Raw genomic sequence first — 26022 nt, 5'->3', positions numbered from 1 at the left:
TCACAGCTCCGGGTCGGCCCAGATTTCGAGCTGGATGCCGTCCGGGTCGCGGAACACCACGACCTTCGAGCCTTCGAACGTCCGCGAAGGCGCGGCCGGCAGGTACGAGACACCGAACTCGGCGAGCCGGCACTCCCATTCGGTCAGTTCGGCGGCCGAGCGCACGCGGAACGCGACGTGGTCGAGCCCGGTTCTGCGTTCGTCGAACCCGCGTCTTCCGGTGTCCGCGTGCTGGACCAGCACCACGGAGAACTCGTCCCCGGCGGACCGGAGCACGACCTTGCGCAGTCCCGTGTCCGGCTCTTCGCGCCGGGTGACCTCCTCGAGGTCGAGGACGCGGACGTACCAGGGCACGCTGCGGTCCACATCGGTCACGGTGAGCGCGAGGTGGTGCACGGACATGAGTTTTGCCATGGCTTGGGAAGCCGTCCTTTCGCGTGGCGGCTCCCCAGAGTTGCACAGCGTTCGCCGGCCGAAACGAGGGTGACCAAGTTCCCCGTCCGATCGTGATCTCGCCGTCTCCGGGCGTCTCAGCAGGCGGACGCCGGTTACCGAAAGTCATTCAGGTATACCGGTAGGTATTCGGACGGTCACCGGCCGCCACCGACGTCGAGCACCGCGCCCGTGGTGAACGACGACGCCGGCGACAGCAGGAACAGCACCGCCTCGGCGATTTCGGCCGGCTGCCCGGCGCGGCCCATCGGGATCTGCGGCGCGTACTTCGCCATCCGGTCCGGCAGGCCGGCGGCTTCGTGCAGGCCGGTGTGGATCATCCCGGGCGCGACCGCGTTGACCCGCACGCCCTCGCCCGCGACCTCCTGGGCGAGCCCGAACGTCAACGTGTCGACGGCGGCCTTCGACGCCGCGTAGTGCACCCACTCCCCGGCCGAGCCCGTGCGCGCGGCCGTCGAGGAGATGTTGACGATCGCGCCGCCGTCGCCGCCGTACCGCGTCGACATCCGGCGGACCGCCTCGCGGCAGCACAGGAACACCCCGGTGACGTTGACGTCGAGCGTGCGCCGGACGACCTCGACGGCGTAGGAGTCGAGCCGCCCGGGCGTGTTGCCGACGATCGCGGCGTTGTTGACCAGCGCTTTCACCGACCCCAGCTCGGCGGCCGCGTCGAACAGCGCGCGGACGTCGTCCTCGCTCGCGACGTCCGCGCGGACCGTCATGGCGGCACGGCCGTGCGAACGAACCAGCGAGGCGACCTCCTCGGCCGGCCCGGGATCGCCCGAGAAGTTGACCACGACGTCGTGCCCGCGCCGAGCCGCCAGCGCGCAGATCGCCGCGCCGATCCCCCGGCTGCCGCCGGTGACGATGAGCGTCATCGTCAGATCGTGAAGTTGGCCAGCGGCAGGTTCTCGAGCACCAGGTCCGCGCGGTCGCGCGTCTGCGAGATGAGGTCGGCGTTGCGCTGGTCCGAGCCGAGCGCGCGCCGCCGGGCCTCGACCAGCGATCGGCCGTAGCGGCGGTGGCGCGACACCAGCCGTTCGATCCGCTCGGGCTCGTCCGGCGCGAGGAACCAGGCCTCCGTGAGCAGCGGCCGGATGCCGCTCCACGGGTCGTCCGGCAACAGAAGGTAGTTACCCTCGGTGATCACCAGCTGGACCTCCGGCGGCACCGCGACGGCCCCGGCGATCGGCTCCTCGATCTCGCGGCGGAACTCCGGCGCGTACACCGTCTCGCGGCCTTCGGCGAGCCGCTTGATCATGTGGAAGTAGCCGGCCGCGTCGAACGTGTCCGGCGCGCCCTTGCGCTCGGTTCGCTCCAGCCGGCGCAGCTCGACCTGCGCGAGGTGGAAGCCGTCCATGCCGACCACCGCGGCCCGCGAACCGAGCGCGTTGGCCAGCGCCCAGGCCAGCGTGGTCTTGCCGGACGCGGGCGCGCCGATGATGCCCAGCACGTTGCGCTGCCCGCGCACGGTCAGGCCCTCGGCCCGGGCCAGCAGGTCGTCGAACGCCGTCATGTCCTGTTCCTTCCTGCGATCGCGGTCGTCCACGACCGCGGTCCCACCTGCCGCACCCGTTCGGCGGCCACCTCGTTGGCGAAGCGGATCCGGTCCGTCACCGTCCGTTCGCGCGTCATGGCCACGGCGAGCGCGCCGTGCCAGACGTCTCCCGCACCTAGTGTGTCTCGCGCTTCCACGTCCGCGACAGGCACCTCACCCGAGCCGCCGTCCGCAGTGGACCACCGCACCGGGGCGGGCCCCGCGGTGGTGATGACGGTCGGGACGCCGCGCTCGTGCAGCCCCGGCTCCGGCGCCCGGAAGTGGGCGGAGCAGGCGGCGACGTCGACCAGCGGGAGGAGTTCGTCGAGCACGGGTTTCCAGCTCCCGGCGTCGAGCACGACCGGCACCCCCTGCGCTTTCGCCGCCTTCGCCACGGCCAGCGCAAGTTCCGGAAGATGCCCGTCCAGCAGCACCACATCAGCCCCACCAGCCTCCTCTGCCCCAAAAAACGGAGCTTTCTCTAGGAAAGTGCGGTCTTGGGCGTTGCGGGAGACGACGGTGCGCTCGCCGTCGCGGTCGCGGACCGACACCGCGCTCACGGGAGGCGGGTCGGTGCGTTCGGGGGCCAGGTCGACCACCTGGACGCCGCAGGTTTCGAGGTCGGCGCGGGCGAGGGCCGCCAGCGGGTGTACACCGAGGACGGTCAGCAGGGTCGCCTCGGCGCCGAGCGCGGCGGCCGTCACCGCGGCGTTCGTCGCGGGCCCCCCGGCCGCGACGTCCACCCGCAATGACTGCACCTTCTCGCCCGGTGCCGGAAGCTCCTCGACCCGCTGGACGACGTCCACGGTGCACAAGCCCGCCAGCAGCACCTTCATTTCAGGCCGGCCACGTGGGTCGCGGCTGCCGCCTCTTCGATCTCGCCGTTCTCGTTGAGCCGCAACGCCCCCGTGAGCAGGCCGACGACCTGGTTCATCGAGTGCGTCTTCGGCGAGACGACCGCGACGCGCTTGCCGAGGCGGTGCACGTGGATACGGTCGGCGATGTCGAACACGTGCGGCATGTTGTGGCTGATCAGCACCACCGGCAGGCCGCGGTCGCGGATCCGGCCGATCAGGTCGAGCACCTTGCCGGACTCGGCGACGCCGAGCGCGGCGGTGGGCTCGTCCATGATCACGGCCTTGGTGCCGAACGCGGCCGCGCGGGCCACGGCGACACCCTGGCGCTGGCCACCGGAGAGCGTCTCGACCGGCTGGGAGATCGACTTGATGTTGATGCCCAGCTCGTCGAGGATCCGCTGCGCCTCCGACCGCATGGTCGCGGTGTCGAGCTTGCGGAACAGCCCGAACGGTCCCTTGAGCCGCTTTTCCCGGCCCAGGAACATGTTCGACGCGATGTCGAGCGCGGGCGCGACGGCGAGGTCCTGGTACACCGTCTCGATCCCGTAGTGGCGAGCGTCCAAAGGGGACTTGAAGTGGACGGTCTTGCCGTCCACTTTGATCTCCCCTTCGTCCGGGATCACCGCCCCGGACAGGGTTTTGATGAGCGACGACTTCCCGGCGCCGTTGTCGCCGACCACGGCGAGCACCTCGCCGGGCAGCAGGTCGAAGTCGGCGCCGTCGATCGCGGTGACGCGGCCGTAGCGTTTCACCAGGCCACGGGCCTGCAGGATCGGTTCGGTCATGACTGCTGCTGCCTCCTCGCGATCCGGTCCACCACGACGGCGGCGATCAGCAGGGCCCCGGTGGCGAGGTCCTGGTAGTTGCCGTCGACGTTCATCTGCGTGAGGCCCGACCGCAGCACCGCCACGACCAGCGCGCCCATCAGCGTCCCGAGCACCGAGCCGCGGCCGCCGAAGAGGCTCGTCCCGCCGAGGACGACGGCGGTGATCGAGTCGAGGTTGCCGAGCTGGAACTGGTTCGGGTCGGCGTTCGGCGTCCGGCCGAGCGCCTGCCACGCCGCGATACCGAACGTCAGCCCGGCGACGATGTACACCGACAGCACCGTGCGGTTGACCTTGATGCCGGACAGCCGCGCGGACTCCGGCGCGTTGCCGACCGCGTAGACGTGCTTGCCCCACGCGGTTTTCGTCAGCGCGTACCAGACGCCGAGGTACATCAGCAGCGCCAGCGTCATGCCGTAGGTGATCGGGATGCCGCCGAAGAGGTAGCGCTTGGTGCCGAGCCACTGCAGCAGCCCGTCGGTCACCGGCACGGCCTGGCCGCCGGCGATCAGCTTCGACACCGCGGTCAGCATGGTGAACGTGCCGAGCGTGATGATGAACGCCGGCAGCTTGATCCGGGTGGCGAGCCCGCCGATGAAGATGCCGACGATGATCGTCAACACGACTCCGGCGAGCAGCGCGACGAAGCCGTTGGTGCCGGCCGCCGCGAGCTTCGCCATGATCAGCGTCGCGACGACCATGGACGCCGCGTTGGACAGGTCGATGCCCGCGATGAGGATGACGAGCGTCTGGCCCAGCGCGAGCGTGCCCACGACCAGCGACTGCTGGACCACCGTGGACAGGTTGTCCAAGTCGAAGAACGTGTCCGTGGCCAGCGAAAACACCACGATGGCGACGATCAGCGCGAGAGCCGGGCCGACCGCGGGGGCGCGGAGGAAGAACTCGCCGAGCGACTCACGTTCCTTGGTGGATGGACGAGCGACGGTGGCTGTGGTCATTTCGAGCCTCCCCAGCAGTTCTGCAGGCCCCACGCGGTGTCGTGGCTTTCGATGCCGGGCAGCGGCTTGTCGGTGATCACGGCGGACCCGGTGTTGACGAACCCGGTCGGCTTCTTGCCGGTCTTCGCGTACTCGACGGCCGCGAGCACGCCCTGTTCGGCCATCTTCTTGGGGAACTGCATGACGGTCGCGGCGTACTGGCCGTCCTTGACGTTCTGGACGCCTTCGCAACCGCCGTCGATCGAGCCCATCACGATCTGGCCGGTGAGCCCGCGGGCCTTCAGCGCCGCGTACGCGCCGCGGCCCATCGGCTCGTTCATCGAGTAGACGGCGTTGATGTCGGTGCTGCGCTGCAGCAGGTTCTCCATGCCCTGCTGGGCGAGGCTCTGGTCGCCGTTGGCCGCGGTGTGGCCCTTGATCTCCGGCGAGCCGTCGGTCAGCCCGATGCCCTTGAGGAAGCCGCCGTGGCGCTGGGTGTCGACCGAGCTGCCGGCGGTGCCGTCGACCATGAGCAGCTTGGGCGGCACCCCCTTGAGCGCGGCCTTGACGTAGGCGCCCTGCTGCTCGCCGGCCGCGAAGTTGTCGGTGGCGAAGGTGGCGTCGACGGCGTCGGGCGGTTCGGTGGCGGTGTCGAGCGCGATGACCAGGACACCTGCGTCGCGCGCGTCCTTGATCGCCTTGAGCACGCCGGTGGAGGAGCTGGGCGTGATGAGGATGGTGTTGACGCCCTGCTGCATGAGGTTCTCGATGGCCCGGACCTGGCCGTCGTTGTCCCCGTCGAACTGGCCGGCGAGGGCGTTGAAGTCGGCGCCGTTGGCCTGCGCGGCCGCTCTGGCGGAGTTGCGCAGTTCGACGAAGTAGGGGTTGGTGTCGGTCTTGGTGACCAGGCCGACCTTCGCTTTGCCACTGCCGCCGGTGTTGGTGCTGCCGCCCCAGTGGCGTTCGACGGTGCATCCGGTCGTCGCGACGAGGACGGCGGCCAGCGTGAGTGCGGTGAGACTTCGCTGTCTCATGGGTTCCCACCCCTTTTATGGAAGACACGGTGTGAGCGAGTGCTTGCCGATGGTCGGGAAGGTAGACAGACTGCACCGTGGACGCAAGCGTTTGCGCAAACGCTTGCCGGAAAGGATTGGCATGCCCCAGCCGAGATCATCCCGGCCGACCCAGCGGGACATCGCCGAGCTCGCCGGCGTCTCGATCACGACCGTCTCGCACGTCGTCAACGGGACGCGGGCGGTCGCCGAGGACACCAAGGCGGCGGTCCTGCGGGCGATCGAGACGACCGGCTACACCGGCGACGCGATCGCCCGTTCGCTGGTCACCGGCGGGACGCGGTCGATCGGGATGGCCATCTCGCTGGTGGCCAACCCGTACTTCGCGACGCTGATGCAGGCGATCGAGCGGGAGGCTTCCGCGCACGGCTACACCGTGCTGCTGGCCGACACGCACGACACCGCGGGCACGGAGCGTGACACCGTGCGGGCGCTGCGTTCGCGGCGCGTCGACGGCCTGCTCATCACCCCCGCCCCGGGCGACGGCCCGGTGATCGGCGAGCTGGTGTCGCTGGACGTGCCGACGGTGCTGATCGACCGGCTGGCCACCCGCACCGACGTCGACCAGGTGGGCACGGAGAACATCCAGGCGACCTCGGCGCTGACCGCGCACCTGGCGACGCTCGGGCACCGGCGGATCGGGATGATCAGCGGCACGCCCGGGCTGTCGACGAGCGAGGAGCGCGTGCTGGGCTACCGCCTGGGCCTCGGCCGGTCCGGGCTGACGTGGTCGGCCGACCTCGTGGCCTGCGGAAACTCGTCGCACGAGGGTGGCTCGCTGGCGTTGAGCACACTGATGGCGCTGCCCGAGCCGCCGACGGCGCTGGTCGTCGGGAACGACAGCATGATGGTCGGGGTGCTGCACGAGGCGCGGCGGCGCGGGCTGAAGATCGGGCGTGACCTGCCGGTGGTGGTCTACGACGACGTCGAGTGGGCGGACCTGGTCGACCCGCCGCTGACGACGATGGCGCAGCCGATCGAGGAGATCGGCCGGCAGGCGGTACGGCTGCTGCTGGCCCGGATCAACGACCCCGCGCGCAAGGCCGAGACGGTCCGGCTGGCACCCACTCTGCGTCACCGCGAGTCGTGCGGCTGCCCACCGGTTCACTCACATCAGTGATTCTGAGGTCCTGAGGCCTCGGCGTGCGCGCTCAGCGGATACCTTTCGGCTGAGCGTCTGCGAGGGCCAATGACCGCACTTTCGCCAGAGCTCCGGTTGTGGGACCCCCCGGTCACCCACCGGATCGGCGTCGCGATGGGTACGCACGCGAACCCTTACTCGGGTGAGCTGCTGCGCTCGATCAGGGCGGCCGCGGCGCAGGCGGGGTGCGACGTCACGCTGGCCGACACGGGCGACACGGTGAGCGAAGAAGCGTCGCTGGTCCGCGCGCTGCGGGCGGACCTCGTGGACGGCGTGCTGCTGGTGCCCGCGGCCGGCGACGAAGCGGTGATCAACGGCCTGGTCCGGATGGGCGTGCCGACGGTGCTGGTCGATCGCGTCGCCGCCCGCAACGACGTCGACCAGGTGGGCACGGAGAACGTGCACGCGGTGGCGTCCCTGGTCAAACACCTGACGTCGGGCCGGCACCGCAAAATCGGCCTGGTGTCGGGTGACGAGAGCTTGGACATCAGCCGCGAGCGTGTCCGCGGGTACCGGCTGGGGCTGGAGCAGGCGGGGCTGCGGTACAACCGCGAGCTGGTGGAGTGCGGGTTGTCGACCTCGGGCGGAGCGGCCCGCGCGACGGCCAAGCTCCTGGACGGCTGGCCCTCCCCGACGGCCCTGGTGGTGGCGGACGAGTCGATGCTGGTGGGCGTCCAGTACGAGGCCCACCGCCGCGGCATCCACATCGGCTCGGAGCTGGCGGTGGTCGGCTACGGCGACATGGAGTGGGCTCGCCGGGTGAGCCCGGCGATGACGACACTGGCCCAGCCGGTGGCGGACATCGGGCAGCGGGCGGTGCAGCTGCTGCTGTCTCGCATGGCGGACCCGGACCGGCCGCCGGAGTCGGTGTCGTTGACGCCCAGGTTCCTGCACGGCGCCTCCTGCGGTTGCTGACCACTCCGGGCGCAAGCGCGGAAGAATGAGCACGTGATCCGACTCGCGCACACCGCCCAGCTGCCGGAATCCGAACTCCTCGCCGTCCGGGACCTGCTCGAAGGCGCGTACACGGACTTCGACCTCCCCGGCTGGGAAAACACCCTGGGCGGCATGCACGCCCTCACCTTCGACGGTGACGAGCTGATCGGCCACGCCTCGCTCGTGCAACGCCGGCTGCTGCACGGCGACCGCGTGCTGAACACCGGGTACGTCGAGGGCGTGGCCGTGCACCCGGACCACCGGCGGCGCGGGGTCGCGAGTGCGTTGATGGCGGCGATGGAAGAGCTGCTGCCCGGGTACGAAGTCGGTGCGCTGAGCGCGACCACGGCCGGGGCGCCGCTGTACGCCGGCCGGGGCTGGCAGCTTTGGCGCGGGCCGACCTTTGCCCTGACACCGGATGGCATCCAGCGCACCGAGGAGGACGACGGCGGTGTCTACGTCTTCCCCGGCCGGGCGCCGCTCGATCCGGACGGGCCGCTAACCGCCGACTGGCGGGCCGGCGACGTCTGGTGACAGCGTTGCCGCCGCCTCCAGCAGCATCCAGCCGCCCACCTGCACCGACATGTCGCGCTCCGGGGCGTCTTCCGGTAACGGCCAAGGTGCCGGGCGGTCCCAGTACGCGCTGAACAACGGACCCTCCGGCGCGTCCGCAGCGCCGGACCAGCACGCCGCCGCCGAGTCGAGCACCAACGCCCGCGCCACCAAAGCCTCCGGCTCCGGCAGAACTCGCGCCGCCAATGCCAGGTAACGCGCCAAGATCGCGCCGAACAACCCGCCGTCGCCGCCGCCTTGGCCGCGGATCACGCCACCCGGGGCGCACTGCTCAGCCACCGCCCGGACCGTGCGCGCCGCTTCATCCACTAAGGACAGTTCCAGGCACGCACCGAGGTAAACGCCTTGGCAGTACGTGTAAATGTGCTTGACCAGCTCGCCCGTGTCCGCGCGAATCCCGTCCCAGACCAAGCCCGACGAAGGATCGACCAAAGTGGACGTCAGCCAGTCCGTCATCGCGCGAGCACGCGGCAGATTCCCCGACCGCGCGTGGAAGATCGCCGCCGGGCCGTTGGCCGGGGCGTTCTTGAAGTCGTCGCCGCGGCGCCACCGGATGCCGCCGCCCGCCGCGGACGTCCAGCCCGAGAGCAGCTGCGTGTCGATCGCCGCCACCGCAGGGCCGACGTCGATACCCAGCGACGAAACCCGTTGCAGGGCAAGGCCGAGCCACGCGATGTCGTCGTAGTAGTCGTTGGTCCAGCGGCCGAAGTTGCGCAGCCGCACCGAACGCACGAAGGACCGGATCAAGGCCAGGCGCGCTGCAGTGGGCGACCGCAGCTGAGCGTCGACCAGCGTGTCCAGCAGGTGGGCCTGCCACCAGTAGTTCCAGTGCCACTGCACCCGCTGATCGAGCGAAGCCGGCCAGCGGCTGCGGCCCAGCACCGTCCCGGGCAGCCCCCACACCCGCCGCAGGTGCCGGACCGTCACCGCGCGTTCGGCTGCCGAGACGTCCATGGCGCAATCCTGCCTTGCCCATCGACATACCGCTCGGTATGTTGAAGAATCCGACGGCCTGCGAGGTACTCATGACCACGGCACACGTCACCTGCCCCCTGTGCGAGGCGACCTGCGGGCTGGAGGTCACGCTCGACGCAAACCAGCAGGTCACGCGCGTGCAGGGCGACGAGAACGACGTCTTCTCGAAGGGCTACATCTGCCCGAAGGGCGCCTCGCTCGGCGCGCTGCACCACGACCCCGACCGGCTGACCGCGCCGCTGCTCAAGCGCGACGGCGAGTTCGTCGAGGTCAGCTGGCAGGAGGCCTACGACGAGATCGACCGCCGCCTCCCGCCGATCCTCGAGGAGCACGGCCGGGACGCCGTCGCGGTGTACGCGGGCAACCCCGGCGTGCACAACATCGCGCTCACCCTCTACGGCCGCGTGCTCTACAAAGCCTTGGGCACCAAGAACTTCTACAGTGCGACGTCGGTCGACCAGATGCCGAAGCACTACTCCGCCGGCACCATGTTCGGCGACCCGCTCGCCATCCCCGTGCCCGACCTCGACCGCACGCGGCACCTGCTGATCCTCGGCGCCAACCCGCTCGTCTCGAACGGCAGCCTGATGACCGCGCCGGACATCCGCGGCCGGCTGCGCGGGATTCGCGAGCGCGGCGGCAAGATCGTCGTCGTCGACCCGCGCCGCACGCGCACCGCGCAGTTCGCCGACGAACACCACGCCATCCGGCCCGGCACCGACGCACTGCTGCTGTTCGCCCTGGTCAACGTCCTGTTCGAGGAAAACCGCGTCCAGCCCAAACGACTCGAAGCCCACCTCAATGGTCTCGACGAAGTCCGCGAGCTGGCGCAGCCCTTCACGCCCGAGACCGTCGCCCCGCGGACCGGGATCGACGCCGCCGAGATCCGCCGGATGGCACTCGAGCTGGCGACGGAGAAATCCGTCGTCTACGGCCGGATCGGCACGACGACGCAGACGTTCGGCACGGTCGCGAGCTGGCTGGTCGACGTCCTCAACGTGCTCACCGGCAACCTCGACGAGCCGGGTGGCGCGATGTTCCCGCTGGCCGCGTGCCAGCCGACCGGGAACCGGCGGCCGTTCGCCGTCGGACGCTGGCACAGCCGCGTGCGCGACTACCCCGAGGTCGTCGGCGAGCTGCCGGTCGCGACGCTGGCCGACGAGATCGAAACGCCGGGCGACGGCCAGGTCCGCGCGCTGATCACGGTCAGCGGCAACCCGTGCCTCAGCACGCCGAACGCCGGGCGCCTGAGCGAAGCACTGAAGAAGCTCGACTTCATGATCTCCGTCGACGTCTACCTGAACGAGACGTCGCGACAGGCCGACGTCATCCTGCCCGGCCCGTCACCGCTCGAACGGCCGCACTTCGACCTGGCCTTCTACCAGCTCTCGGTGCGCAACGTCGCCAACTGGACACCGGCGACGCTGCCGTCGAAGCTGCCGCAGGAGTGGGAGACGATGCTGCGGCTCACCGGCATCGTCACCGGTCAGGGCCCCGAAGCGGACGTCGCGGCGCTCGACGACTTCGTCGCCGCCGATGTCGCACGCCGCGCCAAGCTCGAGGTCGCCCACGATCGCACCGGCCCCGCGCGGCTGATCGACCTGCTGCTGCGCGCCGGTCCGTACGACGTCACGCTGGCCGACCTCGAAGCCGCGCCGCACGGGATGGACTTCGGGCCGCTCAAGCCGCGGATCCCCGAGGTGCTGTGCACCGCGTCCGGCCGGATCGAGCTGGCGCCGGAGCCGGTCGTCGCCGACGTCCCGCGGCTGCGTGCCGAGCTGGACCGCCCGCTCGAGGAGGGCCTCGTGCTGATCGGCCGGCGCCACCTGAGCTCGAACAACTCGTGGATGCACAACCTCGCACCGCTGGTCCGCGGCGGAAACCGCTGCACGATCCTGGTCCACCCCGCCGACGCGACGCGCCTCGGCCTCGCCGACGGCTCGCTGGCGTCGGTGACCTCGCGCGCCGGCAAGCTGGAGGTTCCGGTCGAGGTGTCCGACGAGATCCGGCCGGGCGTGGTCAGCATCCCGCACGGCTGGGGCCACGACGTCGACGGCTCGCGAACCCGCGTGGCGCACGCGCACCCCGGCGTCAACTCGAACCTGGTCGCCGACGAGACGCTGCTCGACGTGCCGTCCGGGACCTCGGTGCTGAACGGCATCCCGGTCGCCGTCGCGCCGGCCTGACGCTTGACATCCGACGCCGACCGAGAGGATTCTCGGCGCAGCATGTTGACGTAAACATCGATCATCGGACATCGGAGTTCGCATGACCCGCTTCCGTCGCTGTCTGCGTGCCACCTTGATCGCGGTCCTCACCGCACCTCTGCTCACGATTCCCCAGCCCGCTTCCGCCGCCACCAACGCCTTCCGCGGCGTCAACTGGGCCGACGCGCGCGACAACTACGTGGACGGCTGGGTCATCCCGACCGGGCTCACCGCCGGGGACAGCTACGACGCCGTCCGCACCAAGGCCGACGGCATCATCGCCGGTTTCCAGCAGCAGCTGGGCGCGAACACTGTGCGGTTGCCGGTCAACCCGCAGAGCGTGAACTCCGACTGGTGGGCGCGGTACAAGGGCGCGCGGACTCGGCGCTGGCCCACGGCATGAAGGTCATCTTCGGGTACTGGGAAGCGAACAAGGACGGCTTCGTCGACGACACCACCGCGTGGAACACCATGTGGGACAAGGTCACGAGCGACTACGGCGGCAACGGCAACGTCTACTTCGAGCCGATGAACGAGCCGTTCGGCTACAGCCTCACCAGCTGGGTTTCGCTCTGCTCGGCCTGGCTGTCCCGCCATTCCGGCATCCCGCGGGGCCGGGTGCTGATCAGCGGCACCGGCTACAACGACAACGTCACCGGCGTCGGGGCGGCGAGCGCGTTGACCGGCACGCTGCTGTCGCTGCACTTCTACGGCTTCTGGGCCTCGGACACGACCCGTTCGGCGTGGACGGCCAACCTGAGCAACCGGCTCGGCTCGTACTCCTCGCGCACCGTCATCGACGAGGCCGGCGCTCCGATGACGACGGGACTCGACTACTCCGCCGGGCACCAGGACGGCAACAACTTCACGGCGTACTTCGCCGCCACCACCGATTTGGCGCGGTCACGGCAGATGGGCGTCATCTACTGGCCCGGCCTGCGCTCGGGCGACACCTACTCGATCACGCGGCAGAGCGGCAGCGGCTTGGCGACCAACAACGCGTCGGGCGTGGTGCAGCTGCGCTGGGGATGGGGGCTGTAGTCACCAGGCCGTCGACAGGTCGGCGTGCTGCCGGACCCAGGCGTGCATGACGATCCCCGCCGCGACGCCCGCGTTGATCGACCGCGTCGTCCCGAACTGGGCGATCGACACCACCAGCGACGCCGCTTCCTGCGTGCCCGCGGACAACCCCGGCCCCTCCTGGCCGAACACGAGCACGCACGAACGCGGCAGCGAAGCCGTTTCCACCGGCTCGGACCCCGGCGTGTTGTCGACCGCGACGACCGCCAGCCCCTGCTCGGCGGCGAACGAAACCAGCCCGGAGACGTCGTCGTGGTGCCGGAGGTGCTGGTAGCGGTCGGTCACCATCGCGCCGCGGCGGTTCCAGCGGCGGCGGCCGACGATGTGGACCTCCGCCGCCGCGAAGGCGTTCGCCGTGCGGACCACCGTGCCGATGTTGTGGTCGTGCTGGAAGTTCTCGATCGCGACGTGGAACGGGTGCCGCCGCCGGTCCACATCGGACACGATCGCCTCGCGGCGCCAGTAGCGGTAGGCGTCGACGACGTTGCGGCGGTCGCCGTCGCGCAGCAGGTCGGGGTCGTACCGCTCGTCCGTCGGCCAGTCACCCGGCCACGGGCCGACGCCGACCTCTTCGCGGCTCACCCACTCGGTGGGTCCGGCGTCGGGGGAAGTGCTCACCGCCCGATTGTCGCCTAGCCCAGGCGCACGCGGTGCGTCCGGGCGTCCTCGGTGTGGTCGCGGTGGCGCCAGCGGTGGTAGACGCCGACGTAGGAGTAGCCGACCACCGCGATCGCGACGACTCCGATCGCCGGCAGCCACGACTGCGGGAACACCGTGCCGTACAGGTAGTAGGCGTTGAACCCGCCGGGCAGGTCACCGAGGCCCTGCTGGTGGCGGAAGTAGTTCTCCAGCGCGGTGAACGGGCACGGCACCGGCGCCACGTTGACCAGGACACCCCAGGCCACGGCGAACATGTGGATGAAGATGAGCTTCGGCCAGCGCCACGCGATGAAGCCCCCGAAACCGATGAGCAGCAGGGCCAGCATGTGTACCGCGACAGTCGCTTCCGCCAGGAATTTCGCCACCACACGCCCCCTTCACCGAACCCCCTACCAGCGACTTTACTCCGCTGATCGAGTTCGGCCGCCCCTAAGAATGCCCAGTCGTGTGATGTTTAACCCACCGGAGCAACCTGTTCACCCCGGCGGTGACGGAGGCGTCACACCGGGTGGGAATTCCGGTGGGCGTTTCGCCGGGTACTTCGTCGGCTCCTCGTGCGGGTACTGCTCGGGCGGCTTCTTCCACGGCGGCTGGTGCCCGGGCCGCTCCGGCGGCTCGCCGGGCTTCGACGGCTCGTCCATGCCTTCGACGGTACGCCCGGTGAGGTCAGCGCACCCGGTCGCTCGGCGCGGGCTCCTCGTCGCCGGGCAGGTGGACGTCGGTGACGGTGATGTTCACCTCGACGACCTGCAGGCCGGTCATCTGCTCGATCGACGTGACGACGTTGCGGCGCACCGACCGCGCGAGGTCGGCGATGGCGACGCCGTACTCGACCAGGATCTGCAGGTCGACGGCCGCCTGCTTCTCCCCGACCTCGACCGAGACGCCCTGGCCGGCGCCGGCCGACGCACCCGGGATGCGCTCGCGCAGGGCGCCGAACGCCCGCGCCGCGCCACCCCCGAGGTCGTGCACGCCGCTGACCTCGCGCGCGGCGAGCCCGGCGATCTTCTGCACCACGGTGTCGGCGATCGTGGTCGTGCCCTGCTTCGTGACGAGAGTGGCGATTTCGGTCTTCTCGGCCGTCGCGGTCATGGAGATCCTCCCTGAATGTCCTGAGCCCTCAGGCTTTCGTAGGCAAGGCCCCCCGGGACGGGGGAGGATCACGGTGACGTGGGTCTCGCGAACGCCGCGCCGTCGAGGTCCGTGACGACCAGCCGCAGCCGCGCGTGCTCCCACTCCGTCCCCGCCAGCACCGGCCGCACCACCGCCGCGGCCTGCTCCAGCAAGGGCGGGATCGGCAGCCGCGTCGCGATCAGGCGGACCTCGACCACCTCGGCCGACAAGGCGACCGCCAGGCCGGCCCAGTCCACCGGCAGCCACGTCGTCCCGGGCGACACCGGGGTCGCCGGGCGGAGGCCGTCCACCGCGGTGAGGGCGCCGACGATCTTCTCGACGGCTTCGGCCGCGGTCACCGGGCCTCGATGTCCATGATGGACACCGAAACCTCGTCGACGACCAGGCCGGTCTGCTCGGTCACGAACCGCCGGACCGCGCGCTGCACGGCCCGGCCCACCGCCGCGGCCTGGTCGGCCGCCGCCGTGACCAGGTCGATCTCGACGGTCACCCGGCCGTCCGCCGTGCGGACCCGGACGCCGTCCGCGGGCGCCGGGTCGAGGCCCTTCCACCGCCGGCGGGCGGCTCGCGTCCACGCCGTCACCAGGCCGCGCAGGCCCGGTTCGAGCCGCACCACGCCCGGCGTCCCGATCGCCGCCCGCGCCGCCACCGAGGCGATCACCGGATCGGCGATGACGTAGTCCACGCTCATTCCCCTGGCTCCCCGGCAGCGTCTTCCGCGACGGTGTCTTCCGCAAAGATGTCGTCCACCAGCAGGTCGAGCTTCGCCAGCGTCAGCCCCACCCGGGCCGCGGCCGCCGTCGTCACCCGCTCCCGCACCAGCGCCAGCGCTTCGCCGCCGGTGACGTTCCGCAGACTCACCGCGAGGGTGAGTTCGACTTCTACGACGCCGTCGGCGCCCGTCCGCACCCGGCAGCGTCGCGCCCGGACCCCGTCGACCGTGTCCGCCGCGTACCGCAGCACCGCGGCCACGGCCTGCTCACTGATCTCGACGAACCCCGGTTCCGGGGTCGGCAGCGCCACCATCGAACCGCGCCGCACCTCGGCCCGCACCGCCGACATGATCCGGCCGAACAGGGCCGGCGGCACGTCGTCCTCGGCCACCAGCTCCGCGGTGGCCTCGCGCAACGCCAGCAGGCTTTCGCGCGCGGCCCGGCAGTGCGGGCAGGTCAGCTCGTGCTCGTCGGCCAGCCCGGCGCCGACCGCGTCGAGCCGCTCCCACACCTGCTCGACACCGCGTTCGCAGGGCAGCTCGTAGTCCGTCATCGCCATGGCTTCATCACCTCCGCCAGCTGGGCCCGGGCCCGCGCGATCCGGCCGCGGACCGCGGTCGCGTTCGCGCCGACGACTTCGCCGATCTCCTCGTAGGAGCGGCCGTGCACTTCGCGCAGCAGCCAGCACGCTCTCTGTTCCGGCGTCAGCTCGGCCAGCGCCGCGTTCAACGCCGAGAGCTGACCGCTGACCTGCGCGGCCCGCTCCGGCTGGAGGTCCGCCCGCGGCGACTCGGCGGTGTCGAGGTCGACGTCCGCCTGGGGCCTGCGCGCGCGGATCGTGTTGAGACAGCGGTTCGTGGTGGCCCGGTAGAGCCAGCCGACGAACGCCGCGTCCTCGCCGAGCTGGCCGAGCTTGCGCCAGGCGTTGAGGAAGACCTCCTGCACGACGTCCTCGGCGTCGCCGCGGTGCGCGAGCATCTTCACGGCGAGCCGGAACATCGGCCCCTGGTAGCGCAGCACGAGCTGCTCGTACGCCCAGACATCGCCGTCCTTCGCGCGCGCAACGAGGGTCGCGTCGTCGAGCGGCGTACCGGGCTCCGCGCTGGTCGTCACGGCACCTCCTCGAGAGGAGGACACGCGGGCGCGGAAAACGTCACGGGGTGATTGTCGGTGACCTGGGTCACCGACGCGAATCAGTCCAGGCCGAGGTCGTCCTTGCCGAGGACGTAGCGGTACTCCAGGCCTTCCTTCTCGATGGCCTCGCGCGCCCCCGTGTCGCGGTCGACCACCGTCACCACGCCGATCACGTTCGCGCCCGCTTCACGCAGGGCCGCGACCGCCTCGAGCACGCTGCCGCCCGTCGTCGACGTGTCCTCGACCGCCAGCACGCGCTGCCCCCGGACCTCCATGCCCTCGATGCGCCGCTGCATGCCGTGTTCCTTGACGGACTTCCGGACGACGAACGCGTCGAGCACGACCCCGTCGGTCGCCGCGGAGTGCAGCATCGCCAGCGCGACCGGGTCGGCGCCGAGCGTCAGCCCGCCCGCGGCGACGTAGTCCCAGTCCGCGGTGAGCTGGCGCAGCAGCTTGCCGATCAGCGGCGCGGCCGCGTGGTGCAGGGTCGCCCGCCGGAGGTCGATGTAGTAGTCGGCTTCCTTGCCGGACGCCAGGGTCACTTTTCCGTGCACCACGGAAAGATCGGTGACCAGCCTGGCCAGTTCGAGTTTCGCCGCTTGATCCAACCCGGGGTTCGCCACGGCCGAGAGTCTTACACACGGCCGTTCTCACTCACCGATGGATGTGGCGTCGACCGCACGCCCGCGCGTCGCCGCCCAGGCCGGGACGAGGATCGCGACGAGCGAGAGCACCACGGCGATCGCGAGCACCACCAGGTAGATCGCGAGCGGCCCGGACGGCAGCAGCGAATCGGTCACCACCAGGCAGAACGGCACGATCGCGCCCGCCGAGACCAGCGTTCCGAGCAGCACCGCGATGGCCGCGATCAGCCCGCCTTCGACGCCGGCCATCCGCAGCACCTGGCCGCGGGTGAACCCGCTCAGCCGTTGCAGCCCGAACTCCCGGCGCCGCTTGGCCGTGGCCATCACCAGCGTGTTGACGACCGAGATCACCGTGTACGCCAGGATCATCCCGACGAGCAGGTAGTTGACCCACGCGCCGATCTCGTTGCCCTTCGCGTGCGCCGCGATCAGCGCGTCACGATCACCGACAGCCACCGGCAACCCGGCTGTCGCCTCGCGAAGGCGCGAAGTCAGCGTCGCCGTGTCGACGCCTTCGGCCGCCCGCACCAGCAGCTGCGGGGCGAGCCCGAGTGTCGTGTGCGGAGCCAGCAGGGACGCGGGCAGCACGAGCCGTTCGAACCCGGCTCGCTGGCTCACGACGGCGGTCACCCGCACGTCCACCGGCGTGCCGTCGCCGAGCCGCAGCGACAGCGTGTCGCCGACCTGGCGGCCGAGCTTCGCCGGCACCTCGACGGCGTTCCCGGTCAGCTCGCTGACGCCGAGCGCGGGCCAGCCGTCGTCGTTCTGGTTCGAGTCGTACGGCCGGTCGACGAACACCGTGCTCGTGACGTACTCCGACGCACTCGCGACCCCCGGCACCGCGGCGACCCGGCCGAGCACCGACGGGTCCAGCCCGCCCGGCCCGGCGACGACCGCGTCCGCGCGCAGGTCCTCGGTGTACGCCTGGTTCGAGACGGCTTCCTGGGTGGTCTGCAGGTAGATGTTGGCGGTCGCGATGCCGACCGCGAGCATGATCGGGGTGACCGCGCCGGCCGTCCGGACCGCGCCGACGCGGGTGTTGAGCAGCGCGACCCGGCCGGTGACCCCGCTGACGGCCCGGACCGGCCAGCTCAGCAGCAGCGCCGTCACCTTGGTGACACCCGGGCTGATCGCCGCGAGCCCGAACGCCCACAGCATCACCGCGGGACCGGCCGTGCTGGCCGCGACCGGGCCGGTCATGACGGCGACCGTGACGATCGCCAGCGCCGTCCCGCCCGCGAAGCACAGGATCGCGGTGATCAGCCGGATCGGTGTCAGCCAGCGCCGTTCGACGGCGGCTTCCGCCAGCGCCTCGGTCGGGCGGACCTTCGAGGCACGGCGTCCGGCGACGAAGGACGCGGCCACGACGGCCAGCAGCGACGCGCCGGCGGCGACGGTCGCCGGGAGCCAGCCCTGCTCGAACTCCAGCACGTCCGGCACGACGTGGTGGGCCGCGAGCTCGCCGAACAGCCGGTTCCCGAGCACCGGGCCGAGCACGACCGCGACGGCGACCGCGAGCACGCCGACGACCAGCGCCTCGCCGAGGACCATCCGGCGCAGCTGGCGCGGGGTCGTGCCGATCGCGCGCAGCAGCGCGAGTTCGCGCTGGCGCTGCTGGGTCGACAGCGTGAGCGTGCCCGCGACGACGAACACCATGACCATCGCCGACAGCCCGCCGGAAACGGCGGCCAGGACGATGAGGTTCTCGCCGCTCGTGGCGACCTCGGGGAACTCGATGGCGCCGCGGTCGGTCCCGGTCGTCACGATCCCGGCGTCGCCGACGGCCGCCGTCACCGCGGCGACGTCACCCCCGAAGACGCCGATGGCGTCGTACCGGCCCGGGTGCCCGGAGAGCTTGTCCGCGTCGGCAGCCGAGAAGAACAACGCGGAATCCCGCATGGCCTGCGGCGCCTCGGCGATGCCGGAGATCCGGTACTCGCCGACGCTGCCGTGCGCGGCGACCGGCAGCGTGTCCCCGACGGCGAGCCCGAGCCCGGCGTCGACCACGACTTCGCCCGGCTTCGGCGCTTCGCCCTTCAGCGCGTACGGCGTCAACGCGGCGGAGTTCCAGGCGTGTCCGAGAGCGCTCGCGGCGCCGGCCTGCGCCGCGAAGCTGACCTCGCCGACGACGTTCGTGACGCCGGGGACCGCGCGCAGGCGGGCGGCCAGCGCGGCGTCGAGGCGGACGCGCTCGGGCAGGGTCGCGTTCTTGAACTTGTGCTTGTCGTCGGGGTCGAGGGTCGCCGGGTCCTCTTCGGGCAGCTCGAACGTTTGCTGCCCGCCGACGACGATCGGCGCCGCGGCCAGCCGCTGCACCGGCGTCTCGGACCGGATGCCCGTCTCCATCAGGCCACCGCACGCCGAGACGATCAGCGCGCCGAAGAACACGGCGACGAACGTCGCCAGGAAGCCGCCCTTGCGCACGCGCAGCGTCCGCATCGCGAGGGTGAACATCAGGCCTGCACCGCCAGCCGGTCCCAGGCACCCAGGTGGGTCATCCGCTCGGCGACGGCTTCCGCGGTCGGCCGCGAGAGACGGCCGGCGATGCGGCCGTCGGCGAGGAACACGACCTCGTCGGCGTAGGACGCGGCGACCGGGTCGTGCGTCACCATGATCACCGTCTGGCCCGACGCCCGGACGGACTCGCGCAGCAGGCCGAGCACGTCGGCGGCGGTGCGGGTGTCGAGCGCGCCGGTCGGCTCGTCGGCGAACAGCACGGCCGGGTCGGTGACCAGGGCGCGCGCGATCGCGACGCGCTGCTGCTGCCCGCCGGACAGCTGCCCGGGCAGGTGCTTGCGGCGCCCGTCGAGCCCGACGTGCGTGAGGATCCGCGCCACGAGCCGCTTGTCCGGGCGCTTGCCGGCCAGCTGCAGCGGCAGCACGACGTTCTGCTCGACCGTCAGCGCCGAGAGCAGGTTGAACGCCTGGAAGACGAAGCCGACGCGGTCGCGGCGCAGCTTCGTCAGGTAGGTCTCGCTCTTGCCGTCGAGGTCCTGGCCGTCGAGGACGACGCGGCCCGATGTCGGCCGGTCGAGCCCGGCCGCGCAGTGCAGGAACGTGCTCTTGCCCGACCCCGACGGGCCCATCACGGCGGTGAACCCGCCGCGCGTGAACGCGATCGAGACCCCGTCGAGTGCGACCACGCCTTCGCCGTACTCCTTGCGCACGGCTTCCAGCCGGACCGCGTCGGCTGTCTCGTTCCACCCAGTTGTCATGGGGAAAACGCTAGGGAGGCAGCCCGGCTTTCACCCTGGTGCGCACGCGCGTCTTCGGGGTAGGGGCAGCCCTACCCCACACTTTCACGTGAAAGTGCGGGGTAGGGCTTTTCCGTGAAAGCGGCGCCTCAGGTGCGGCCCTTGCCGCCGAAGCCGCCGCTGATCCGGCGCAGCACCGCGCGCGGCAGCAGCCCGCCGATCGCGACGACGGCCTTGTACTGCAGGCTCGGCACGGAGATCACCTTGCCGCGGCGCAGGTCCGCGAGCGCCTCACCGACCACCTGTTCGACACCCAGCCAGGCGATTTTCGGGCCCGGTTTGCCGATGCCGGCCCGCTGGTGGAACTCGGTCGCCGTGAAACCCGGGCAGAGCGCCATCATCCGGACACCCTTCGGCAGCGACGCGGCGATGCCTTCCGTGAACGACGTGACCCAGTTCTTGCTGGCCGTGTACGTCGAACCGCGGCCGCTGAAGAACCCCGCGACGCTGCTGACCTGGATGATCTCTCCGTGGCCGCGCTGGATCATGCCGGGCAGCACGGCCCGCGTCAGCCGCAGGACGGCCGTGACGTTGACGTCGAGCTGACGCTGCAGCGCGTCCGGCGGGATCGTCCAGAAGTCGCCGTTCAGCCCGAACCCGGCGTTGTTCACGAGCAGGTCGACCGGACCGGCGGCGAGCCGCTCCTCGACCGCCGCACGTCCGTCCACTTCGGACAGATCGGCGGGCAGCACCTCGACGCCGACCCCGTACTTTTCGCGCAGCTCGGCGGCGTAGGCCTCCAGCCGAGCGGTGTCGCGGGCGACGAGGACGAGGTCGTACTTCTCGGCGGCGAGCGTGCGCGCGAACTGCGCGCCAATGCCCGCCGTGGCACCGGTTATGAGAGCGGTGGTGGTCATGTGAGTGAACGATACCCACAGGTCAGGGGCTCCGTGTGCAGTCGTTTCATGCCCGGGTTATCGTCCCGATCATGGGTAAGCACAGCAGGCGCAAGAGCGGCTACCTGCCCAAGATCGCCGCCGGCGCGGCGCCCGTGGCCCTCCTGTTCGCGGCTCCCGCGGCGGCGCTCGCGTCCCCGGCCGAACTCACCCTGCCCCTCGACCACCGGCACACGACCACGCTCGACAACGACGGTGACACGCTCTCCGCCAGCCGCCGCGACGTCGTGGTCAAGGAGCTCGGCGACACCCGGCTGGCGTCCGATCTCACGGAGGCGGTCGCCACGCGCGGCGACCGCGCGGGTGTCCTCCAGCGGTCTCACCAGGGCGTCTGGCTGGCCGACGGCGTCGACGTCCTGAGCGAAAACGCCGAGCAGCTCGACGCGGGGCTGTTCGCGGGCGACCTCACGGGCGGGATCGCGGCCCGCCACTCGTCCGGCCAGGCCGTCGACGCCGGACAGCTGGGCGCGGTCGGCACGACGTCCGACCTGCACGCGATCGGCAACTTCTCCGGCGACCTCGACGTGGGCCAGGAGCACGAGCTCGGCGGCCAGCTGGGGCCGGCGTCGGGCCTGGTCAAGACGTCCGGGAGCCAGTCATCGGGCTCGTTCAGCGGCGACCTCGGGGTGGATCACGTCGTCCACGTCCAGGGCGGCACGACGTCGCTGCGCGGCACGCTGGCGGTCAGCGTGCTCGACCAGCCCGCGGTGTCCTTCCAGCCTTCTTGACGGCCGATCACCGGCCGGCAGCGGACCAACCGAATTCGGAACGACCAATCATCCGGCGTCTTCGCGTCACCCGCAGACAGCGCTGTGCTGATCCACTAGCCTGGTCGGGCAATGCGGCCCGACGGGCACCGAGAAATCTCGTTGCTGCCCCCACCCGCGCGTGGACCACGTGTGCCTTGGTGGGGGAAAATGTCGCTGCGGAAGAGCGCCGGGGAAATGCTCGCCGGTCTGCAGGCCAATGGACTGACCGAGCTGACCGAGCAGGTCGGCCGAGGAACTGACGATGCCGTCCCCCAGGCCACTGCGGCCCGATGGACGGAACTCCTGCCCGCGTTCCTCGCCGATCTGGAAACCGCCGGATTAAGCCATGCCGACGTCATTCTGCACCACCGCCTGCCGCACAGCCCGAAATACGTCGACATCGTGCTGTCCGGGCTCGACCCGCACACCAAGGAGTCGAGCCACGTCCTGGTCAACCTGGCCACCGTGGCCGATGCCGAGCCCGCCACCGACGAATTGTTCTTCCACGACGGTACTTACCTCCTCTCGCCCGGGAAACAGGTCCACCAGTATTGCGATTACCTCGCCGGTGCCACTCCGGATCTGGCCAAACGGCCCCGTTCTCTGCACGGCATCGCGTACGTCGGGAACAAGGCTTCGAACCCCGCCGTCGCCGGCCACGAACCGCCCGGATCGCCTCGGGTGTTCACCACCGCGGCCGGACCCGATCTGCACTACCACCTCCGTGCGCTCCTGGACGCGTCGTCCTCACGAGCTGAGACCCGTCGCGCCGGAGACCAGTTCCTCGCCCTGCGCCAGGAGCGGTCCGTCCTGTTCAAGACCGAAGAGAGCCAAGGTGAGGTGCATCGTGTTCTTCGCGACAGCTTCGTCCTTTTGGACGAACAGGAAGTGGCTTACGAGCGGGTCCGCACCGCAGTGCACAACGCCAGGGCCGGCGGCCGACCGACGGCCATGATCATCATGGGCGGACCGGGGTCCGGGAAGAGCGCTGTCGCGCTCAACCTCAAGCGCGACCTCGACGCCGAAGGCTTCCTGGTGGAACACGCCACCGGCTCGAGGTCGTTCACCAGTACCCTGCGCACGTTCACCGGCAGTCGTTCCCAACGGCCGCAAGGCGGATTCCGCTACTTCAACAGCTACATGAACGCGCCACCGGCTGAACTCGACGCGTTGATCTGCGACGAAGCACACCGAATCCGGGAAAAGAGCTATACGAGGTTCGCGCCCAAGGAGGTGCGGGACTCTGCCCGCCGTCAAATCGAAGAGCTCCTCGCCGCTGCGAAGGTGCCGGTGTTCCTCCTCGACGAGCAGCAACGAGTGCGCCCGGACGAGCTGGGATCGCGTGAGGCCATCTTCGCCGCGGCCCGCGCGAAGGGCTTCGAGGTGGAGGTCATCCGGCTCGACGGACAGTTCCGCTGCGGTGGGTCCGACGATTTCGAAGCCTGGGTCGCCCGGCTGCTCGGTCTGAGCCCGCTTCCCCCGGTCAAGTGGAGCAGCATCGTCGGCCCCGACGACGAATTCGTCGTCGTCAACGCACCGGCCCCGGCCCAGCTGGAGTCCTGGCTGCTCAAGCAGCAAGCGGACAACGACGGCACGACCGCGAGAATCGCCGCCGGCTTCTGCTGGCCGTGGAGTGACCCGGCCGGTTCGAAGGCCGACCGCCACCTCGTGGACGACGTGGTGATCGACGACTGGAAACGTCCTTGGAACGCCAAGCCCGAAGGCAAGTCGCTGCCGAAGGGGATTCCCGCGTCCCACTACTGGGCGACCGACACCCGGGGATTCGGCCAGGTCGGATGCATCTACACGGCACAAGGCTTCGAATACGACTGGTCGGGGGTCATCTTCGGGCCGGACTTCGTCCGACGAGGTGACCAGTGGATCGCGGACAAGAAGGGCTCCGCGGACAGCCAGGTCCGGAAGGCCTCCGCCGAGCAGTTCGCCCTGCTGACCGCACAGGCCTACAAAGTATTGCTGACCAGGGGAATGCGGGGAGCCTGCCTGTATTCGGTGGATCCGGAGACGCAGCGGTTCCTGGAAGAGATGACTTCCTAGAGCCCCGGCGGTCATCGCCGCCTTCCGACGCGAGGAGACACATGGCCGACTCGGCGCAGCTGCTCAGGGTCTGCATGGAGGTGATTCGCGACTCCGATGGCCCCCTTCCCCACGAAGAGGTGTACTCGAAGGTCGGCGACAGGGTCTTGCACGAGCCGACCACCGACCTGGCCCGTTCCGACGCCCGCGGGCAGATCAACCGGTACACGGCGGAGGCAGCGTCAATCGGCTGGCTGAGCAGAACCCAAGGCTGGTCCCTGACCGAATCCGGTGAGCTTGCCCTGGATACTTTTCCCGGCAGCCAGCTGCTCGACGAGTTCAGGCTCCGCACGAGTGAGTTTCGCAAGCAGCGACACCTCGCCCTCTCTCACCTTTCCGGCGACGAAAAGATGATCGCCCGGCTGGTGGACGTGGTGACTCCCGGTTTCTGGACCTCGTTCGACGAACTGGGGAAAGTGGCCGGAGCCTCCGTAGAGGACGTCAACCGCTATCTCGTCGACGCCGGTCCACCCGGCACCCATCGCATTCTGCGTTTCGACGGGTCGATTCCTGGTACCGACCGGCTCCACCCCCGCTTCCACAACACCGATCTGCACCGGAAGCTAGCCGCTGAGGGGGTGGAATTCGACTCGGCGGGCAGAGCCGCCAAGCACCAGTACCTCGACACCGCTTCGCTCGATGAACGACTGCGGTGGGAGCAGGAAGCGAGCGATTCGGCGCCGCGGCGGGCCTGGCTGGTCCGCACCGCGACGACCTCCGAAACGAGCCTGGTCACCCGCTGGCGCGCCGAGGGCTTCGTTTCGATGTCAGCGGAGGGACTGCGTTCGGTGGCCCTTCCGATTTCACCCGACCAGCTGCGGTCGGTCGTCGAGGACGATTTCCAGCACGAGTCCTACAACGCCAGGGACGTCCGGTTCGAGGAGCTGAACGGCTTCCTCAACCGTATGCGTGCCGGCGACTACGTCCTCACGCTCAACAACGGGTTCGCGTACTTCGGCGAGATCACGTCGAGCCCCAGTTTCCTGGCCGGTGACCGGGGGGCTCCGCTCCGGCGATTCGCCCGATGGGAGCCACTCGTGCCGGCACCCACACTCGATCAACTACCCCGTTCCCTTCAGGCGAAGCTTCGCAGCACTTCGTCCGTCGTGGATCTGACCGAGAATCTTGGCGAAATCGAGCAGGTGCTCCGTGACTTCAACGCCGAACCGGCCGAGCGCTCGACCGAGCCCCATCTGACGCTCTCCTTTCCCGAGATCGCCGAGGGTGCGGCCCGAGAACTCCTGATCGGGGAGGAATGGCTTCGTCGGCAGGTGGAACTGCTGTGGGAGTACAAGCAGCTGATCTTCCACGGTCCGCCGGGCACCGGAAAGACCTACCTGGCGCAGAAACTGGCTAGGCTGCTGGCCGATGTCAACGCGGTCAAGCTGGTGCAGTTCCACCCTTCGTACACCTACGAGGACTTTTTCGAAGGCTTCCGGCCCACCCAGAACAAGGAGGGCAAGGTCGAGTTCGGCCTGCACCCCGGCCCCTTCCGAACTCTGGTCGACGCCGCGCGGAAGAAGCCCGGCGAGCCGCACATCCTGATCATCGACGAAATCAACCGCGCGAACCTCGCCAAGGTCTTCGGCGAGCTGTACTTCCTGCTTGAGTACCGCGACGAGCCGATCAACCTGCTGTACTCGGCCGACTCGGGGTTCACGCTGCCCGAAAATATCTTCGTCATCGGCACCATGAACACGACGGACCGTTCGATCGCCACGGTTGACGCGGCGATCAGGCGGCGCTTTGTGTTCACTGAGCTCCACCCGGCCGAGCCGCCGACATCGGGACTGCTGCGACGGTGGTTGGACAGGCTCCTCGCGGCGGAGCCCGGCTCGAAGTTCAACGACGACGCGCCCGAGGTACTCGACGCGCTCAACGAGCAGATCGGGCGCCGCGACCAGGCGCTGGGTCCCTCGTTTCTCATGCGGCCGTCGATCTACCGGCGAGCCGACGGGCTGGACCGCGCTTGGGCCGCGTCGATCCTGCCGCTCCTCGCCGAGCACCACTACGCGGCCGGGCCCGAGGCTCTCGAGGCATACCACCTCGAGACGATCAGGCAGATCCTCGCGGACCGAAGGGCGTGATGGACCCACTCGAACTCTCGGAAACCGGTCGGCGCAGCAGGCCGCTGACTTCCGGGCAGCTCC

Annotated in this window: 29 protein-coding genes; 9 read left to right on the top strand and 20 right to left on the bottom strand. The window is 70.2% G+C overall.

Translation table 11 applies throughout. The annotated features are described in order from the left end of the window. The 7 genes from ACZ4TR_RS02365 to ACZ4TR_RS02335 all read right to left on the bottom strand — a co-directional run bounded on the left by ACZ4TR_RS02365 (window position 1) and on the right by ACZ4TR_RS02335 (window position 5643). A complete protein-coding gene (locus ACZ4TR_RS02365) occupies window positions 1–414 on the bottom strand; it encodes a VOC family protein (protein WP_465285424.1) in 414 nt (137 codons plus the stop codon). Between the two features lie 176 nt (window positions 415–590). After that, window positions 591–1331 carry an SDR family oxidoreductase gene (locus ACZ4TR_RS02360; RefSeq protein ID WP_465285423.1) on the bottom strand — a complete coding sequence of 247 codons (741 nt, stop codon included), beginning with the start codon at window positions 1329–1331 and terminating at the stop codon, window positions 591–593. A 2-nt stretch (window positions 1332–1333) separates the two neighbouring features. After that, window positions 1334–1969, bottom strand: coding sequence for a nucleoside/nucleotide kinase family protein (locus ACZ4TR_RS02355; protein ID WP_465285422.1), 636 nt, complete (start codon window positions 1967–1969; stop codon window positions 1334–1336). Beyond that, window positions 1966–2826 carry a PfkB family carbohydrate kinase gene (locus ACZ4TR_RS02350; RefSeq protein ID WP_465285421.1) on the bottom strand — a complete coding sequence of 287 codons (861 nt, stop codon included), beginning with the start codon at window positions 2824–2826 and terminating at the stop codon, window positions 1966–1968. Before ACZ4TR_RS02350 ends, ACZ4TR_RS02355 begins: the two co-directional genes overlap by 4 nt. Continuing rightward, complete coding sequence (locus tag ACZ4TR_RS02345) at window positions 2823–3632, bottom strand: ATP-binding cassette domain-containing protein (RefSeq protein ID WP_465285420.1); 810 nt, start codon at window positions 3630–3632, stop codon at window positions 2823–2825. Before ACZ4TR_RS02345 ends, ACZ4TR_RS02350 begins: the two co-directional genes overlap by 4 nt. Then, the gene (locus ACZ4TR_RS02340; protein ID WP_364510539.1) at window positions 3629–4630 is read right to left on the bottom strand and encodes an ABC transporter permease; all 1002 of its coding nucleotides are present in this window, start codon (window positions 4628–4630) and stop codon (window positions 3629–3631) included. The genes ACZ4TR_RS02345 and ACZ4TR_RS02340 overlap by 4 nt, the downstream gene beginning before the upstream one ends. Continuing rightward, complete coding sequence (locus ACZ4TR_RS02335) at window positions 4627–5643, bottom strand: substrate-binding domain-containing protein (protein WP_364510537.1); 1017 nt, start codon at window positions 5641–5643, stop codon at window positions 4627–4629. The genes ACZ4TR_RS02340 and ACZ4TR_RS02335 overlap by 4 nt, the downstream gene beginning before the upstream one ends. A 121-nt stretch (window positions 5644–5764) precedes the next feature. On the opposite strand from ACZ4TR_RS02335, the gene ACZ4TR_RS02330 reads away from it, so the two are divergent. From ACZ4TR_RS02330 to ACZ4TR_RS02320, 3 genes are all read left to right on the top strand, one after another. Continuing rightward, window positions 5765–6802 (top strand): LacI family DNA-binding transcriptional regulator, encoded by a 1038-nt coding sequence (locus ACZ4TR_RS02330; protein WP_465285419.1) that lies wholly within the window; start codon window positions 5765–5767, stop codon window positions 6800–6802. Between the two features lie 69 nt (window positions 6803–6871). Continuing rightward, a complete protein-coding gene (locus ACZ4TR_RS02325) occupies window positions 6872–7738 on the top strand; it encodes a LacI family DNA-binding transcriptional regulator (RefSeq protein WP_364510532.1) in 867 nt (288 codons plus the stop codon). A 33-nt stretch (window positions 7739–7771) separates the two neighbouring features. Further along, window positions 7772–8293 (top strand): GNAT family N-acetyltransferase, encoded by a 522-nt coding sequence (locus ACZ4TR_RS02320; RefSeq protein WP_465285418.1) that lies wholly within the window; start codon window positions 7772–7774, stop codon window positions 8291–8293. Here ACZ4TR_RS02320 and ACZ4TR_RS02315 read toward each other — a convergent pair. Next, window positions 8258–9286: a glycoside hydrolase family 76 protein gene (locus tag ACZ4TR_RS02315; RefSeq protein ID WP_465285417.1), complete on the bottom strand. Its 1029-nt coding sequence runs from the start codon at window positions 9284–9286 to the stop codon at window positions 8258–8260. The two genes, ACZ4TR_RS02320 and ACZ4TR_RS02315, sit on opposite strands and share 36 nt — an antisense overlap. A 71-nt stretch (window positions 9287–9357) precedes the next feature. Between ACZ4TR_RS02315 and ACZ4TR_RS02310 the strand changes: the two genes are divergently transcribed. The 3 genes from ACZ4TR_RS02310 (at window position 9358) to ACZ4TR_RS02300 (ending at window position 12555) form a co-directional block, all read left to right on the top strand. Continuing rightward, window positions 9358–11493 (top strand): molybdopterin-dependent oxidoreductase, encoded by a 2136-nt coding sequence (locus ACZ4TR_RS02310; RefSeq protein WP_465285416.1) that lies wholly within the window; start codon window positions 9358–9360, stop codon window positions 11491–11493. Window positions 11494–11575: 82 nt separating this feature from the next. Further along, a complete protein-coding gene (locus ACZ4TR_RS02305) occupies window positions 11576–11917 on the top strand; it encodes a hypothetical protein (RefSeq protein ID WP_465285415.1) in 342 nt (113 codons plus the stop codon). Next, window positions 11869–12555, top strand: a complete 687-nt coding sequence (locus ACZ4TR_RS02300) for a cellulase family glycosylhydrolase (RefSeq protein WP_465285414.1) — start codon at window positions 11869–11871, stop codon at window positions 12553–12555. The genes ACZ4TR_RS02305 and ACZ4TR_RS02300 overlap by 49 nt, the downstream gene beginning before the upstream one ends. On the opposite strand, the gene ACZ4TR_RS02295 is transcribed toward ACZ4TR_RS02300, so the two are convergent. The 12 genes from ACZ4TR_RS02295 to ACZ4TR_RS02240 all read right to left on the bottom strand — a co-directional run bounded on the left by ACZ4TR_RS02295 (window position 12556) and on the right by ACZ4TR_RS02240 (window position 20990). Then, entirely contained in the window at window positions 12556–13212 is a 657-nt protein-coding gene (locus ACZ4TR_RS02295; protein WP_364510517.1) for a TrmH family RNA methyltransferase, read from the bottom strand. Window positions 13213–13226: 14 nt separating this feature from the next. Then, a complete protein-coding gene (locus ACZ4TR_RS02290) occupies window positions 13227–13619 on the bottom strand; it encodes a DUF2784 domain-containing protein (protein WP_465285413.1) in 393 nt (130 codons plus the stop codon). Window positions 13620–13730: 111 nt separating this feature from the next. Beyond that, the gene (locus tag ACZ4TR_RS02285) at window positions 13731–13895 is read right to left on the bottom strand and encodes a hypothetical protein (RefSeq protein ID WP_364510512.1); all 165 of its coding nucleotides are present in this window, start codon (window positions 13893–13895) and stop codon (window positions 13731–13733) included. 25 nt (window positions 13896–13920) lie between these two features. Next, window positions 13921–14346, bottom strand: a complete 426-nt coding sequence (locus tag ACZ4TR_RS02280; RefSeq protein WP_465285412.1) for an Asp23/Gls24 family envelope stress response protein — start codon at window positions 14344–14346, stop codon at window positions 13921–13923. 68 nt (window positions 14347–14414) lie between these two features. Further along, entirely contained in the window at window positions 14415–14726 is a 312-nt protein-coding gene (locus tag ACZ4TR_RS02275) for a hypothetical protein (protein WP_465285411.1), read from the bottom strand. Then, complete coding sequence (locus ACZ4TR_RS02270) at window positions 14723–15079, bottom strand: Asp23/Gls24 family envelope stress response protein (RefSeq protein ID WP_465285410.1); 357 nt, start codon at window positions 15077–15079, stop codon at window positions 14723–14725. The genes ACZ4TR_RS02275 and ACZ4TR_RS02270 overlap by 4 nt, the downstream gene beginning before the upstream one ends. Then, window positions 15076–15660 carry an Asp23/Gls24 family envelope stress response protein gene (locus ACZ4TR_RS02265; RefSeq protein ID WP_465285409.1) on the bottom strand — a complete coding sequence of 195 codons (585 nt, stop codon included), beginning with the start codon at window positions 15658–15660 and terminating at the stop codon, window positions 15076–15078. Before ACZ4TR_RS02265 ends, ACZ4TR_RS02270 begins: the two co-directional genes overlap by 4 nt. After that, a complete protein-coding gene (locus tag ACZ4TR_RS02260) occupies window positions 15651–16214 on the bottom strand; it encodes an RNA polymerase sigma factor (RefSeq protein ID WP_465285408.1) in 564 nt (187 codons plus the stop codon). Before ACZ4TR_RS02260 ends, ACZ4TR_RS02265 begins: the two co-directional genes overlap by 10 nt. A gap of 80 nt (window positions 16215–16294) precedes the next feature. Beyond that, on the bottom strand, window positions 16295–16858 hold the full coding sequence (pyrE, locus tag ACZ4TR_RS02255) for an orotate phosphoribosyltransferase (protein ID WP_086671745.1): 564 nt from the start codon (window positions 16856–16858) through the stop codon (window positions 16295–16297). A 27-nt stretch (window positions 16859–16885) separates the two neighbouring features. Then, entirely contained in the window at window positions 16886–19333 is a 2448-nt protein-coding gene (locus tag ACZ4TR_RS02250; protein WP_465285407.1) for an ABC transporter permease, read from the bottom strand. After that, entirely contained in the window at window positions 19333–20094 is a 762-nt protein-coding gene (locus tag ACZ4TR_RS02245) for an ABC transporter ATP-binding protein (protein ID WP_465285406.1), read from the bottom strand. The genes ACZ4TR_RS02250 and ACZ4TR_RS02245 overlap by 1 nt, the downstream gene beginning before the upstream one ends. Window positions 20095–20222: 128 nt before the next feature. After that, on the bottom strand, window positions 20223–20990 hold the full coding sequence (locus tag ACZ4TR_RS02240) for an SDR family NAD(P)-dependent oxidoreductase (RefSeq protein WP_465285405.1): 768 nt from the start codon (window positions 20988–20990) through the stop codon (window positions 20223–20225). A 71-nt stretch (window positions 20991–21061) separates the two neighbouring features. On the opposite strand from ACZ4TR_RS02240, the gene ACZ4TR_RS02235 reads away from it, so the two are divergent. From ACZ4TR_RS02235 to ACZ4TR_RS02225, 3 genes are all read left to right on the top strand, one after another. After that, window positions 21062–21757, top strand: coding sequence for a hypothetical protein (locus ACZ4TR_RS02235; RefSeq protein WP_465285404.1), 696 nt, complete (start codon window positions 21062–21064; stop codon window positions 21755–21757). 216 nt (window positions 21758–21973) lie between these two features. Next, window positions 21974–23833, top strand: coding sequence for a DNA/RNA helicase domain-containing protein (locus tag ACZ4TR_RS02230; protein ID WP_465285403.1), 1860 nt, complete (start codon window positions 21974–21976; stop codon window positions 23831–23833). Between the two features lie 41 nt (window positions 23834–23874). Then, the gene (locus ACZ4TR_RS02225) at window positions 23875–25959 is read left to right on the top strand and encodes an McrB family protein (protein WP_465285402.1); all 2085 of its coding nucleotides are present in this window, start codon (window positions 23875–23877) and stop codon (window positions 25957–25959) included. The last annotated feature ends 63 nt before the right edge of the window (window positions 25960–26022 follow it).

This window comes from Amycolatopsis sp. NPDC028719 (genome assembly GCF_055565395.1).
This window is presented reverse-complemented; position numbering and strand designations above follow the sequence as displayed.

Excerpts from the sequence above, each read along its gene's own strand:
- ACZ4TR_RS02365 (WP_465285424.1), bottom strand. The coding sequence starts at position 414 with ATGGCAAAACTCATGTCCGTGCACCACCTCGCGCTCACCGTGACCGAT.
- ACZ4TR_RS02360 (WP_465285423.1), bottom strand. The coding sequence starts at position 1,331 with ATGACGCTCATCGTCACCGGCGGCAGCCGGGGGATCGGCGCGGCGATC.
- ACZ4TR_RS02355 (WP_465285422.1), bottom strand. The coding sequence starts at position 1,969 with ATGACGGCGTTCGACGACCTGCTGGCCCGGGCCGAGGGCCTGACCGTG.
- ACZ4TR_RS02350 (WP_465285421.1), bottom strand. The coding sequence starts at position 2,826 with ATGAAGGTGCTGCTGGCGGGCTTGTGCACCGTGGACGTCGTCCAGCGG.
- ACZ4TR_RS02345 (WP_465285420.1), bottom strand. The coding sequence starts at position 3,632 with ATGACCGAACCGATCCTGCAGGCCCGTGGCCTGGTGAAACGCTACGGC.
- ACZ4TR_RS02340 (WP_364510539.1), bottom strand. The coding sequence starts at position 4,630 with ATGACCACAGCCACCGTCGCTCGTCCATCCACCAAGGAACGTGAGTCG.
- ACZ4TR_RS02335 (WP_364510537.1), bottom strand. The coding sequence starts at position 5,643 with ATGAGACAGCGAAGTCTCACCGCACTCACGCTGGCCGCCGTCCTCGTC.
- ACZ4TR_RS02330 (WP_465285419.1), top strand. The coding sequence starts at position 5,765 with ATGCCCCAGCCGAGATCATCCCGGCCGACCCAGCGGGACATCGCCGAG.
- ACZ4TR_RS02325 (WP_364510532.1), top strand. The coding sequence starts at position 6,872 with ATGACCGCACTTTCGCCAGAGCTCCGGTTGTGGGACCCCCCGGTCACC.
- ACZ4TR_RS02315 (WP_465285417.1), bottom strand. The coding sequence starts at position 9,286 with ATGGACGTCTCGGCAGCCGAACGCGCGGTGACGGTCCGGCACCTGCGG.
- ACZ4TR_RS02310 (WP_465285416.1), top strand. The coding sequence starts at position 9,358 with ATGACCACGGCACACGTCACCTGCCCCCTGTGCGAGGCGACCTGCGGG.
- ACZ4TR_RS02305 (WP_465285415.1), top strand. The coding sequence starts at position 11,576 with ATGACCCGCTTCCGTCGCTGTCTGCGTGCCACCTTGATCGCGGTCCTC.
- ACZ4TR_RS02285 (WP_364510512.1), bottom strand. The coding sequence starts at position 13,895 with ATGGACGAGCCGTCGAAGCCCGGCGAGCCGCCGGAGCGGCCCGGGCAC.
- ACZ4TR_RS02280 (WP_465285412.1), bottom strand. The coding sequence starts at position 14,346 with ATGACCGCGACGGCCGAGAAGACCGAAATCGCCACTCTCGTCACGAAG.
- ACZ4TR_RS02270 (WP_465285410.1), bottom strand. The coding sequence starts at position 15,079 with ATGAGCGTGGACTACGTCATCGCCGATCCGGTGATCGCCTCGGTGGCG.
- ACZ4TR_RS02265 (WP_465285409.1), bottom strand. The coding sequence starts at position 15,660 with ATGGCGATGACGGACTACGAGCTGCCCTGCGAACGCGGTGTCGAGCAG.
- ACZ4TR_RS02250 (WP_465285407.1), bottom strand. The coding sequence starts at position 19,333 with ATGTTCACCCTCGCGATGCGGACGCTGCGCGTGCGCAAGGGCGGCTTC.
- ACZ4TR_RS02245 (WP_465285406.1), bottom strand. The coding sequence starts at position 20,094 with ATGACAACTGGGTGGAACGAGACAGCCGACGCGGTCCGGCTGGAAGCC.
- ACZ4TR_RS02240 (WP_465285405.1), bottom strand. The coding sequence starts at position 20,990 with ATGACCACCACCGCTCTCATAACCGGTGCCACGGCGGGCATTGGCGCG.
- ACZ4TR_RS02235 (WP_465285404.1), top strand. The coding sequence starts at position 21,062 with ATGGGTAAGCACAGCAGGCGCAAGAGCGGCTACCTGCCCAAGATCGCC.
- ACZ4TR_RS02230 (WP_465285403.1), top strand. The coding sequence starts at position 21,974 with ATGCTCGCCGGTCTGCAGGCCAATGGACTGACCGAGCTGACCGAGCAG.
- ACZ4TR_RS02225 (WP_465285402.1), top strand. The coding sequence starts at position 23,875 with ATGGCCGACTCGGCGCAGCTGCTCAGGGTCTGCATGGAGGTGATTCGC.